We start from the raw sequence: 11,816 nt of genomic DNA, 5'->3' as shown, positions 1-11,816 counted from the left end.
TTGATCTATTATGAGAAAGGAGACTTCTACTAACTTTAGTAACGAGAATACGCTAAAAGAGTATTGTGCAGCTCATCGCGTCTTAATGCAAATAAGTGGCCGATGGAAGATGTCTATACTGTTTGCCTTGATTGAGAGAGAATTGCGTTATCATGAGTTTATCGAAGTACTGCCTAATCTGTCAGAGCGCATTCTTACTAAGCAGTTAAGCGAATTGCAAAAAGACAATTTGATTAGAAAAGAGAAGGATAAAACAGCTTCCGTTTATTGGTTAACATCAAAGGGAAAAGACTTTATTACGATAATAAAATCTTTTCAGTCATTAGGTGATTTATAGAAAGCAGACTTCTTCTAAGAATTCGATTACTTCTCCATTAGGGCTATAGACAAGGCTATTAGTTACAGCTACGTCTTTATTATTGTCTGATAGTGTGATGTCAAAAGTGCCATGACTTAAATCTCTTGCACCTATCTTTAGAGCTTCTGTTCTAGCCAGTGCTGCATCTTTTACCGTAAAACAGATGTGAAGTAAGGCATTTTCGATATACTCGTCATTACTTGTTCTTTTACGTCCTTGTGTAGGAATATCAGCATCTTTATCAAATACTTCTAAGTACATATTTAACTTGGGTTGAAACAACATAGTAGCTTGTTTTAAATTAAAGTCTGGTAATGACCATGTATGTACTTGTACAAAACCTAATTGCTCATAGAAGAGGATAGTTTCACTATATGCTTGTGCTTTGATAGCATAGTGATGAAAAGCAGTAATGTTATCTTTTAGTTTCATCTTTTTTGACAAACTTATGTGGTATTATTGGCTTAGACAAGGACAGACATAATTGTTCGTTAGACAGCTATGTTTAGGTTTTACTTAACTCAATTAGTTTTAAACAAGTTTTGTAGTTACGTGTGGTAGCAGTTACTTTTAGTTTGTTTTCTATAAGCGTATTAGTGATTTTTGTTTTTCCATAACCAATCGCTGCGACTAGGTATACGGCAGAGGTTGTAATGTGAATAAGCTCTGTGTCGGCTTTCTTTTCATTAAGAGAATCTAAGTGATTTAGTTGAGGTGGACTATTAATGAAAGAGATATATAGTTTTGACAGTTCATCTGTCGTATTATAGGGGTTTTGGTTGACGATGTCCTCGAATTGTTCGCTTGACATGGTTAGTATTGAGATGTTTAGCCCAAAGTTATCTCGTATTGTTTGGTGTATTTTTAGAGACAAGGCATGAGGATCTTGTGTCGTAGTTTGATATACAATATTACCACTTTGTATATAGGTCTTTATATTCTGTAGCCCTAGAGTAGTACACAACGATTTTAACGCTTCTATTTTTATGATGTTTTTACCACTGACATTAATTCCTCTAAGAAGTGTTATGTATGTTTTCATATTCAAATATAATTAAAAATAGAAAGTTTTTAGTTTAATGGTTAAAAAGTTATTTTTTTCTTTTTATACAAATTTTATAAGAAAGCTTGTGATATCATCTGTTAGTTTATTTAAACTTAATCTATATTATATTTTTTAATAAACTTGCTTGTGAATTGATTTATGGAGTGTACTACAGTATGTATTGCGTATTGTGTAAAATTAGTCTAAATAAAATAATATTGTATACATTTGCACTTTGAAAAAAAATGGCATCATGTTTAACACGATATCGAAACTATCTTTACTAACTTTTTTTATTCTTTTGTTTAGTGTGATAAGTGTAAAGGCACAGAATAAGAAAAATACACTTTTGATTATTGATCCCTTAGGTAAGCCTATTAGCGATGTATATGTACAAGTTATTTCAGGAGAATACACATACACAGATTTGACGGACAATAAAGGGAGTGCTAAGTTTGGGAAAGTAGAGAATATTTTCACGGTAATCACCAGTCATTTGGGGTATGGAGTTGAGCAAAAGCAATTTACAGTTAACAATAAAGCAATCTATAAACTAGAGCTTATTCCGGTAACTACAGCATTGCAAGATATTGTGGTAACTGCTAAAGAAGGCAAAGGATTGAGCAGTAGTTCTATTATCAATAGAAAAGCAATGGCTCATCTTCAACCTTCTAGTTTTTCTGATTTAATGGAGTTACTTCCAGGAGGTAAAGCATCGGAACCGAATTTAACGTCTACGAACAGAGTGCTTATTCGCGAGTTTGGAAAAGGTGGAGGGCAATATAATACTGGTTCATTAGGGACACAGTTTATGATTGATGGAGCTATATTGAATACAAATGCCGATTTTCAAGTGTCGGTGGATAGAAATGGACCGACGCATAATACGACTAATATTGGGGTGGATATGCGTACTATAGCAACTAACGATATTGAAAGTGTTGAGATTGTTAGAGGAATACCATCTGCAGCTTATGGAGACTTGACTTCTGGACTTGTGAAGATTACTCGTAAATCAGGATTTAAATCGCTTGAAGCACGTCTCAAGACAGATGGCTTTAGTAAGCTGTTTTATTTAAGTAGAGGTTTTGCAGTTTCAGCAACTTGGGATATTAATGTGAATGTGGACTATTTAAATGCGAAAAGTGATCCTCGTGATATAACTCAATTATATAATCGTTATGGAGTTTCTATTCGTTCGAAAAAAATCTATTCCGTCGGCTTAAGCGATTTGAGTTGGCAAACGAATTTAGATTATAAAGCTAGTATTGATAAGAATGTAGTAGATCCAGATGTAGGGTATGAAAAAATTGATAGATACAAAAATCAAAAACATGTCTTTTACCTTACCAATAAATTAGAGCAGCGTTTCTTTGGAAATTCGTTTATTGATAAACTTAGTTTACAAACGAATATTAGACAAGCAGTAGAGAACTTAAAACAGCGTAAACTCGTACAGTTTAGTGGGCCTACTTCAATTTCTGTAGCTACAGAAACAGGTGTTAATGACGGCTATTACCCAAAGACTACCTTTGTGTCTAATTTTCGTACAGAAGGACGTCCACTGGATATTCAAGCTCAATTAAAAGGCGAGGGAGATTTTACTACGGCAAGTATTAAGCACAATATTGAGTTTGGTGTAGATTACCGCTATTCTAAGAATAATGGGAAAGGACAAATATATGATGTAGCTCAACCACCATCGGATAATATGACTACTCGGCCTAGATCATTTAATGATATTCCAGCACATCAGACATTAGCATTATTCCTTGGTGATCGCATGGAATATGCTATACAAAAGCATAAACTATCCTTATATGCAGGTATGCGTTTATCGAAGATGTTGGATGTTTCTCAAGAATATAGCATTGCCAATAAGATATATGCTGAACCTCGAGTTAATCTACAGTGGAATTTTCCTAAAGTAATTATTGGAAATGGAGAACTGATAAGTGGGGTGACCTTAGGTTATGGAGAGCTGTACAAGCAACCAACTTTAGGAATGCTTTACCCTAATTTACAGTATTTAGATTTTACTCAGCTCAATTTTGGACATATCAATCCAGATGTTAGACGAGTTAACTATATGACGTATGTCGTAGATATTACCAATAAGAAACTTTTGGCAGCTAAGAACGTGAAGAAAGAAATTCGTTTAGATCTAGGGTATAAAGGGCATAGCCTGTTTGTGACCTATTTTGATGAACAGATGCCTTCTGGTTTTCGATCAGTAAGTAATTATAACTCCTATGTTTATAAGCTGTATGATACTTCAGGATTAGATATAGCAAATATGACAGCTCCTCCTGTGTTAGCTGAGCTGCCATATGAAGATAAGGCAGTACTGATGAGTAGAAGTCAACAAAACAACGGTAGTGAAACTTATAAGCGAGGAATAGAGTTTGGTTATTACTCTCCCCGTATTAAAGCATTGCAAACCAGATTTACTTTTATGGGAGCGTGGTTTAGGACAACCTATAAAAATAGTCAACCTATACAAGAAAAGCCTAATGTTTCTCTTGCTGGTAAAGGATATGAGTATATTGGAATTTATAACAATGATACAGGGTTCGAAAAGTCTGGAATGAATTATAATCTTGTAGTGGATACGTATTTGTCTAGTATTGATATGAATATCTCGGCTTCGGTACAGGGAACATGGTTTTTACGCGAGTATAGAGCATTCAAGCACGATGCTCCTATAGCTTATTTTGGTTTAGATGGAGTGATCCATGATTATACGGATATGGATCGTACTGATACCTACAAACAGTGGTTAATACGACCTGTATCTGTCACTGATAATATGGAAGAGCGATTACCTTTTGATGTTCAGGTTAATCTAAAGGTAACCAAAAAGATATTTAAGAGTTTGGGGGTTTCTTTATTTGTCAACAAGTTGTTTGACTATTATCAGCCCTATTATTTTAACAATAAAAAAGTAGAAAGACCAAGTTCTACTAATCCGTATTTCGGAATGGAATTAACTTATAATTTTTAATAGTATGAAAAAAAGAGTATTAGCCATAATAGTGGCCGTAATGAGTCTGACAATGACCACAATATCATGTAGTAGTGATGATACTGCAATTGAAAATGATCAACAATCTCAAGTAAGTAATTTGCGATTAGAGTTTAATACAAATAAGATTACGGGTTTTAAAAGTTTTGAAAAACTTACAGTTGTTCTAGTTGAATTAAATACAGGTAAAGAAATATTAGCGGACTTAAGCGAAGACTCTACAAAGGCTATTGTTGCTGCAAAGGGATCTTATCGCGTAACGATAGATGGTATTGCAATATTAGAAAGTGGAGATAAAGTTGGAATTGCATCTAATAGCGAGGTGAAGTTAATTAATGCAGAAGACAAATTAACATTAAGCCTAATTGCAAAAGCATTTGCAAATGACTTTATTATCGAAGAGGTATTTTTTACAGGGGTTGTATCTAAGGAAGGAAAAGGGTATAACTCTGGTAAATATTTTAAAATCACCAATAATACAGATAAGACTTTATCAACAGGAGGTTTGTTAATTCTTCGTTCAGCATTTAATTCAGCAATCAAACAAAATAATTATACACCAGAGATTCGAGAAGAGGCTATGCCTGTTGGAGGTGTATTGTATATTCCTCATGAAATTGGTAAAGAAGTTGAACCTGGGGATTTTATAGTAGTGGCAGATATGGGATTAGATCATAGTGCACAGGTTTCTACTGCGTTTGATTTATCTGGATCGGATTATGAGTATCCAAATATGGATAATCCTAGGTTGGGACAGGTAGATAGTCCTGGAGTGCCTAATGCACTTGTTATTTATTCAGAGATGAATTTTAATATGTTCTTTTTACACAATAGAGGATTTGAAAGTTATGCTATTGCTCGTTTTCCTGAAGGTGTGACAGTTGAGTCTTGGTTGAAGGATTATAAGTATGATTATTCTTTTGAATTTGCAGCTAATGGAAGAGTGGTTGATCGCACACATTATAAAGTACCTAATCAATGGATATTAGACGGAGTGAATAGTTCAGTTCAAGCTGCTTGGGAACACAACCCTATAGGAACTTCAGTGGATAGTGGTTATACTGGTGTCGGTACTGAGGATGGAGATCCTGCAAGATTTGGTAAATCTATTCGCCGTAAGCAATTAGGGGTAATGGAAAATGGAAAACCATTGTATAAAGACACGAATAATTCAACAGAGGACTTTATTCAGTGGGGAACAGAGGCAAGTCTTAAAAACGGAATAGTACATTAATATTATATTGATGAGGTTTCAAAATAGTATTTTGTTTATATGCTTGTGGTTGATTAGCATTGTTGGGTATGCTCAAAAAGATAGGGGTTATTTTCAGAGATTAAACCAACAGTATGATCCAGTAAGACAAGAGAAAGAAGTTTTGTTTAGTAACCCGGCATTTATGTCGGGTTATAGTATATATTCTTTTTCTGATTTTGATGCTGGATATGGTCAACACAAAAAGAAAACCTATTTATTGCAAGAGGGTAATCAAAGCAAAGGCATTCAGGTGAAAGGAAGTTCGTTTAAACGATTAAAAAATAACAGTGTATTGTGGGGTGAGGTTGTTTATCAAGATAAGCAACATAAAGGAGTTCAATGGAATTCATCATTAGACTTGGATTATATCGGACCTTATGTATTAGCAGATTCTACAAAAGGAACGAATAAATATGAATCCTATGCTTTTATGGGAGGAGTAGCTAAACAGGTAAGTAATTGGCGCTTTGGTGCAGAAATGAGTTATAAAGCTCAGATGGCTCATAGAGATAGAGATCCACGGCCAAAGGCGACCACATCTGACTTGAAGTTAAAAGCAGGTATCGCCTATAACTTGTACAAAGATATTGAGATAGGAACTTTTGCCGAGTTAACTTCCTATAAACAGTCTACTGACGTGAAGTTTTTTAATCAAACGGGGCGTGCAAGTCTTTATCAAATGACGGGGTTAGGAGAGTATAGTTTTTATTTTAGTAATAAGACACAAGATGCTCATTATAATTATAATGGGATACATACAGGAGTTAGTATCGTTTCTCATGAGGATATTGACTTTGGTTTAGTGGGCTATTTTACTCATGGAAAATTAGACAAGCAAGTCAGTTCTCAGTATGATATAAATAGATTAGAGAACAAACAGTGGAGTATAGATGCTTTCAAAGGGTTTACTATTGGGAGACATCGCTTGTTGGCACATGTGGTGTTTTCTTTTTTCAAAAGAGAGGGAACAGATATATTATATACGAATATAGATACTAACTTAGATAAGTTAATGGAACGAAAAGCCTATAAAAAATCAATTGATTATAGTGAATTTAGCGTGATGTATCAATGGGAAGGTCAACGTGATTTTGTTTCTTTTAAGCCTTTTTATATTTATCAGAAAGAACAAGAGAGCATGTTGTTATTGGATAGAAATCAGTCATTTACCTATGGGGTTATAGGAGGTATGGGAGAGTATAGACGTATGCTGTCTAGTAAAAGTGTATTGACACTTTCTACTTCTGTTCAACACAGAGCAATTATCCAAGCGAACAATCAGTTAAATACAGATTTGATGAAACCATCGATAGGTCAGTGGTTAGAAAGCGATTACCTACTCAAAAGTAGTAATTGTATAAGTAGCAATCTTTCTGTTCGATATGATCATCAATTGGCTAGTAAATTAGGTTTATATACGCTAGTGGAGTATCAACAAGAAAAGTACAGTGAATTTCCTGTAAATCAATACATGGGAGTTAGATTAGGAATAACGTTTTAATATAGAGGATAATAGCGACATGAAAAGAAGTTTTACCAGCCTAATGGTTGGTGTGATGATAGTGTGTTTGTATAGTTTTGACCAAGCATGGACTACAGATCCAGCGTATGAACAGATAATAGACGGGTATAAGAAGCCTATTAGCCAGTGGCCAAAGCCAACGATTGATCAAGGCGTAGCTTGGGAAGAAATGACTAGCATTAAAAGAGATACAGCTTATTTTACGACACAAGATAAGCCAGAGGTTATCTTAGGGAAGATGTTGTTCTTTGATCCTAAATTGTCGAAATCTCAGCAAATTTCATGTAGTTCTTGTCATGATCCTGAGATGGGGTGGACAGACCGCCGACAAGTAGCTTTGGGACATGACCATCTGGAAGGAAGACGTAATACGCCAAGTTTATACAATATTGCTGATCGAAAAGTATTCTTTTGGGACGGTCGTGCAAATAGTATTGAAGAGCAAGCAGTTGGTCCATTGACTGCACATAATGAGATGGCTATGAATATTGCAGAATTGCCAGAACGTTTAAGTCAAGTGAAAGGGTATTTACCTTTGTTTGAGTCGGCCTATGGTAGTCCTGAGATCACCAATGAAAAGATTATTCGTGCTATTGCTGCTTTTCAACGAACGATTAAGAGTCAGCCTAGTCGTGTAGATCACTTTATAGATGGAAAATACAACTATTTAACTGATCAAGAGATTTATGGTATGCACTTGTTTCGAACAAAAGGTAGATGTATGAATTGTCATTTCGGAAAGGATTTGACAGATGACTCTTTTCACAATATCGGTTTGACGTATTACAAGCGATTTTACGAGGATTTAGGTCGTTATAAAGTAACTAATAATCCTGATGATGTAGGCAAATTTAAGACCCCATCACTGAGAGACTTGAATAACACAAGACCGTGGATGCACAATGGATTATTTGACGATTTACAAGGCATTGTCAATTTGTACAATAGTGGTATGCATATGATTGATCCAACGCAAGAGCAGAAACTACAAGATCCTTTATATCCCGTAACAGATTCTTTAATGAAACCTTTAAAGTTGACAAGAGATGAGGTCAAAGCAATTGTCTCTTTCTTAGAGGCGTTATCAGGTAGTCGATTTAAAATGGATAGACCTGACTTTCCTAGAGAATAGTTAATCAACAAGATAATATTATAGGTAAACAAAAGTCTTTAATTGCCATAATTGGAGGCTTTTGTTACTTCTGTTCGAGTCTTTTTAGTCCTTGTTCAGTTTTATAAATAATAAAAGCGATTGCTAGAGTTATGGTAACAAAGAATATGCTACTTAGTAGTTTAGAATTTATCAAGTCAAGATAGTCTATCAATATAAAAGGAAGTATGACTATTCCCATATAGATAAAACATTTGCCACTATACTTTTGCGCATAGTCCCAATTGGGCTGATTCTTCATCGCTCGATAAGTTCTATATCCTATGATCCCATTGATTGTTTTGAGATGAGGTGCTATTAATCCTAGTACAATAAATAAAATGGGAAAGAGTATGTAATGTGTTGCTATCATAGTGTTGTTAGTTGGTAATGGTCAAATAAGTCAAAACAATACTGCCTATACTTATAGCTAAGGGAAGTATCCAATCATACCAGCGCATTGGGTCTTTAGAGTATTTTAGTCGTGTGTAAACATTAGCACTCATTAGCGGTACAATGGCTCCAATTAATAAAATAGACTGTGCAACTATAAACCACTCCAATATTATAGTTAGAGTACCAAAAACACCTATAAATATCCCAGTGTAGCGCATAGTCAAGTTTAACGCCTTAACCATAGAAGCAATATCATATAGTTTTTTACGCTCGTCAGACATCGTGTTATATCCAGCTAATAGACCATCAGCATTATCTGGTGTAAGAAAATAGCTTATTCCTACGTATAGTAAACCTATTACAATAAATGGTTCCATCTTATTTATTTATAAAGTTAACAATACTTGGTACTAACTCATCATGTAGAGGTATATCAGGTTTGTTGTATAAAGCTAAGTTATCTTCATCTTTTACTACAGTTTTTAGTACATGATTCATACCTTTTAGGGTGATCAGAGTTGCAGTAGGCATAGCTTGTTTTAAGTAATTACCTTGATCTGTTTTTACTTGCAAGTCTTTATCACCTTGAAGAATTAAGATTGGTTGTTTTACCTTTTGTATTTCGATTGTTGGATTATACTTCATCCACGAAATTAGGTAAGGTTGAACAGAAGGTCTATACAGGTTCATTAACATAGGAGGAACATCAGTTACTTGTTCTCCATTTTTTAGCTTATTATGAATATCTTCTACAGCTTTCGCAAAGAAAGGAGCCTGAGTTGTTAATTGTTTGTACAATGTTTTGTCTATGGATTCTCCTGGTCCTTGTAGAGAAATAAGTTTACTTACAGCTTTATTGTTTTGGCTAGCCAGAGTAGCAACTAATGCTCCTTCACTATGTCCAATGAGTATAATGTTTGGGTACTCTTTTTTGAAATAATCAATCACTAAGTTTAAATCCTTTACGTTGTCTTCGAAAGTCATGTCTGATTCTTTCAACGTTTGCTTTTTCATCTGAGCAAACATTCTTTTGTTGTAAGTAAATGTATTTATTCCATTAGCATGTAGTCCTTCGGCTAAGTATTTATAAGAGTTGGCTTTTACTCCAGCTGCGCTATTGCCGTTTTTATCTGTAGGCCCAGAGCCTGCAATGATGATAGCTAATTGCTTACTGTCTTTATTAGCAAGGTATAAGTCTCCGTCTATCTCACTGTCTATTTGGATTGGAACTTGTGCAAAACTATAAGCAACAGTTAATATAAATGCGAAAGTTAGTAGTAGTTTTTTCATTATGTAAACGGTTTGGTTAATATAGTCGAGTGATGTATCTAGTCAATGTATCGACAGCAAGAATAGTGATGACAAAGACAATAATCATTGAGGTCTTTTTTAAGTGTGTAGCCGTTTTAAACCCTTGATAGATATAGTATCCAAATAAAACAAGCATCAGTATACTGACCAGTGAAACGATGATGAGATAGATCATTGCCCAAGGGTCGCTTTGTAGGAGTAATTCTGGGTTCTGTGGATTTTTCAGTAGTTGATTGACTATACTGCTCATATATCCATTTATATCGAATACCACACTAATGTCTAAACCGATACGTGCAATCAAAACGGTATTTATAATATCGATAAACCTTGTTCGCTTATTAATTACTCTGCCAAGTAGAAACAGGGCAATTGCCATAATTAATGATGTAATGACATAATCGCCAAGTGTCTGTAGTAGGCTTGGGTTTTTATTGATAGTGGCCTGTTTCAATATAGCTATTGATCTAGAATAGGTCAGTGTGCTCAAATAACAATTGACTACTCCAGCAGAAAGACCAATGAGTAATAAAGTCTTTTCCTGAACATTCTCAAACGGTTTGATTACATAATTTTTTAGTGTCATAAGTTGGTTGGTATATAGTTCGTTATTCCGTCTTTTGTAGCTGTTGGATATGAGCTATTATATCGTCTAGTTTGTTTCGTACAGTAGGATAGCTAATATTCATTTGAAGTGCCATCTGTTTTAGGCTACCACTACTTAAAAAGAAGGCTAGAATGAACTCTTGTTCCTCTTTGCTTAATCGCAATAGTAATGGAAGAGTGAATAGACCATTGACCGTAGTCTGGCAGTGCTCACATGATAGTTGAGTGACTTTGAGCTCACTTTCACAACTCGGGCAGTTTATAGGGAGTTTAGATTTAAAGGTCATTTATTTTTTTGTTTTATTCAGATAAATATAAATAAAATTAATTAATAGTTTAATATTATTTATATGTTGTTTGATAATATATTCTAGTGTTTTTGTTTCAATGAAAAAAAAGAGACTCTTTGAAAATCAAGGAGTCTCTTTTTTGCGCAGTAGTTATTTTATAAGTCGCTTTTTAATAAAGGTTTTTCATCTTGTCTGTTGTCCCAATGATTAATAGGGTGATCAGGGTATAAGTTGCTTGGAGTAATTAACTTGGTATTGATTGCATTGATAAACTCTTTGTTTTTTTTGATCTTTGTTTTTTCTTGATAGACGATTTCATCGGTCTGACTGTCCTTAATCACAATTTTTAAAGTTTTTTTATCTAAACTAAGCACCGTATAAGTCTCACGATTATTGCGCTGTCCAATATAGTTCGGTAGTATACCAATATCTTTCAAGGCAACAGTACCTTCTATTAGCACTCCTTTATCAAAAGTAGCTTCATACTTAACTTCTTCGTTTTCGTACAGGGTATACTGATCTTCTAATACACCATCTTTTACCTTGTAAGAAGCATAAGGGGTGATATCTGAATAATATATTTTTTTAGAAACATAATTATTGATCAAGTACATGATAGAGGCTACTAGTTGATTACTTTCTTCTGTGTAGTAATGTACATCAAGTTTATAACCATTTTCATCATAGTTGGTTTTTACTTTATACGATCCTTGCATTGTTTGCAATACTCCTTGATAAGGTGTATTGTCTTTGAAGGCTATGTTTACTTGGCTTTTTAGCGTTGAGGTTTGTGTAATTTCTTGTGCACTTACCCCTGTAGTTAATAAGATAAATAGTATAGTTGATTTCTTAAACATA

Annotated in this window: 13 protein-coding genes; 5 read left to right on the top strand and 8 right to left on the bottom strand. The window is 34.3% G+C overall.

The window, feature by feature from the left end; translation table 11 throughout:
* The first annotated feature begins 10 nt into the window (after positions 1 to 10).
* Positions 11 to 337 (top strand): winged helix-turn-helix transcriptional regulator, encoded by a 327-nt coding sequence (locus GJV77_RS05035; protein WP_155035266.1) that lies wholly within the window; start codon positions 11 to 13, stop codon positions 335 to 337.
* Here GJV77_RS05035 and GJV77_RS05030 read toward each other — a convergent pair.
* On the bottom strand, positions 332 to 790 hold the full coding sequence (locus GJV77_RS05030; protein ID WP_155035265.1) for a VOC family protein: 459 nt from the start codon (positions 788 to 790) through the stop codon (positions 332 to 334). The two genes, GJV77_RS05035 and GJV77_RS05030, sit on opposite strands and share 6 nt — an antisense overlap.
* A gap of 73 nt (positions 791 to 863) precedes the next feature.
* The gene (locus tag GJV77_RS05025) at positions 864 to 1,400 is read right to left on the bottom strand and encodes a DUF1697 domain-containing protein (RefSeq protein WP_155035264.1); all 537 of its coding nucleotides are present in this window, start codon (positions 1,398 to 1,400) and stop codon (positions 864 to 866) included.
* Positions 1,401 to 1,656: 256 nt separating this feature from the next.
* Between GJV77_RS05025 and GJV77_RS05020 the strand changes: the two genes are divergently transcribed.
* The 4 genes from GJV77_RS05020 to GJV77_RS05005 are packed head-to-tail and all read left to right on the top strand — an operon-like array spanning position 1,657 to position 8,337.
* Positions 1,657 to 4,407, top strand: a complete 2,751-nt coding sequence (locus GJV77_RS05020) for a TonB-dependent receptor plug domain-containing protein (protein ID WP_155035263.1) — start codon at positions 1,657 to 1,659, stop codon at positions 4,405 to 4,407.
* A 4-nt stretch (positions 4,408 to 4,411) separates the two neighbouring features.
* On the top strand, positions 4,412 to 5,662 hold the full coding sequence (locus GJV77_RS05015; RefSeq protein ID WP_155035262.1) for a DUF4876 domain-containing protein: 1,251 nt from the start codon (positions 4,412 to 4,414) through the stop codon (positions 5,660 to 5,662).
* Between the two features lie 10 nt (positions 5,663 to 5,672).
* The gene (locus GJV77_RS05010; protein WP_155035261.1) at positions 5,673 to 7,184 is read left to right on the top strand and encodes a DUF6850 family outer membrane beta-barrel protein; all 1,512 of its coding nucleotides are present in this window, start codon (positions 5,673 to 5,675) and stop codon (positions 7,182 to 7,184) included.
* Positions 7,185 to 7,239: 55 nt separating this feature from the next.
* Positions 7,240 to 8,337: a cytochrome-c peroxidase gene (locus tag GJV77_RS05005; RefSeq protein ID WP_240142825.1), complete on the top strand. Its 1,098-nt coding sequence runs from the start codon at positions 7,240 to 7,242 to the stop codon at positions 8,335 to 8,337.
* Positions 8,338 to 8,401: 64 nt separating this feature from the next.
* On the opposite strand, the gene GJV77_RS05000 is transcribed toward GJV77_RS05005, so the two are convergent.
* The 6 genes from GJV77_RS05000 to GJV77_RS04975 form a co-directional block, all read right to left on the bottom strand.
* Positions 8,402 to 8,728, bottom strand: coding sequence for an SdpI family protein (locus tag GJV77_RS05000; RefSeq protein ID WP_155035260.1), 327 nt, complete (start codon positions 8,726 to 8,728; stop codon positions 8,402 to 8,404).
* A gap of 7 nt (positions 8,729 to 8,735) precedes the next feature.
* Positions 8,736 to 9,128 (bottom strand): DUF3784 domain-containing protein, encoded by a 393-nt coding sequence (locus GJV77_RS04995; protein ID WP_155035259.1) that lies wholly within the window; start codon positions 9,126 to 9,128, stop codon positions 8,736 to 8,738.
* Between the two features lies 1 nt (position 9,129).
* Complete coding sequence (locus GJV77_RS04990; RefSeq protein WP_155035258.1) at positions 9,130 to 10,041, bottom strand: alpha/beta hydrolase; 912 nt, start codon at positions 10,039 to 10,041, stop codon at positions 9,130 to 9,132.
* A gap of 16 nt (positions 10,042 to 10,057) precedes the next feature.
* Positions 10,058 to 10,648: a hypothetical protein gene (locus GJV77_RS04985; RefSeq protein ID WP_155035257.1), complete on the bottom strand. Its 591-nt coding sequence runs from the start codon at positions 10,646 to 10,648 to the stop codon at positions 10,058 to 10,060.
* A 22-nt stretch (positions 10,649 to 10,670) separates the two neighbouring features.
* Positions 10,671 to 10,955: a DUF2089 family protein gene (locus GJV77_RS04980; protein WP_155035256.1), complete on the bottom strand. Its 285-nt coding sequence runs from the start codon at positions 10,953 to 10,955 to the stop codon at positions 10,671 to 10,673.
* A 158-nt stretch (positions 10,956 to 11,113) separates the two neighbouring features.
* Entirely contained in the window at positions 11,114 to 11,815 is a 702-nt protein-coding gene (locus tag GJV77_RS04975) for a hypothetical protein (RefSeq protein ID WP_155035255.1), read from the bottom strand.
* Position 11,816: the final 1 nt, after the last annotated feature.

Source organism: Myroides pelagicus, assembly GCF_009711055.1.
GTDB lineage: Bacteria > Bacteroidota > Bacteroidia > Flavobacteriales > Flavobacteriaceae > Flavobacterium > Flavobacterium pelagicum.
Note: the sequence above shows the minus strand (reverse complement) of the source record. Positions and strands in the feature narration are given on the sequence as shown.

Excerpts from the sequence above, each read along its gene's own strand:
- GJV77_RS04975 (WP_155035255.1), bottom strand. The coding sequence starts at position 11,815 with ATGTTTAAGAAATCAACTATACTATTTATCTTATTAACTACAGGGGTA.
- GJV77_RS05005 (WP_240142825.1), top strand. The coding sequence starts at position 7,240 with ATGATAGTGTGTTTGTATAGTTTTGACCAAGCATGGACTACAGATCCA.
- GJV77_RS04985 (WP_155035257.1), bottom strand. The coding sequence starts at position 10,648 with ATGACACTAAAAAATTATGTAATCAAACCGTTTGAGAATGTTCAGGAA.
- GJV77_RS04980 (WP_155035256.1), bottom strand. The coding sequence starts at position 10,955 with ATGACCTTTAAATCTAAACTCCCTATAAACTGCCCGAGTTGTGAAAGT.
- GJV77_RS05020 (WP_155035263.1), top strand. The coding sequence starts at position 1,657 with ATGTTTAACACGATATCGAAACTATCTTTACTAACTTTTTTTATTCTT.
- GJV77_RS05000 (WP_155035260.1), bottom strand. The coding sequence starts at position 8,728 with ATGATAGCAACACATTACATACTCTTTCCCATTTTATTTATTGTACTA.
- GJV77_RS05010 (WP_155035261.1), top strand. The coding sequence starts at position 5,673 with ATGAGGTTTCAAAATAGTATTTTGTTTATATGCTTGTGGTTGATTAGC.
- GJV77_RS05030 (WP_155035265.1), bottom strand. The coding sequence starts at position 790 with ATGAAACTAAAAGATAACATTACTGCTTTTCATCACTATGCTATCAAA.
- GJV77_RS05015 (WP_155035262.1), top strand. The coding sequence starts at position 4,412 with ATGAAAAAAAGAGTATTAGCCATAATAGTGGCCGTAATGAGTCTGACA.
- GJV77_RS05035 (WP_155035266.1), top strand. The coding sequence starts at position 11 with ATGAGAAAGGAGACTTCTACTAACTTTAGTAACGAGAATACGCTAAAA.
- GJV77_RS04990 (WP_155035258.1), bottom strand. The coding sequence starts at position 10,041 with ATGAAAAAACTACTACTAACTTTCGCATTTATATTAACTGTTGCTTAT.
- GJV77_RS04995 (WP_155035259.1), bottom strand. The coding sequence starts at position 9,128 with ATGGAACCATTTATTGTAATAGGTTTACTATACGTAGGAATAAGCTAT.
- GJV77_RS05025 (WP_155035264.1), bottom strand. The coding sequence starts at position 1,400 with ATGAAAACATACATAACACTTCTTAGAGGAATTAATGTCAGTGGTAAA.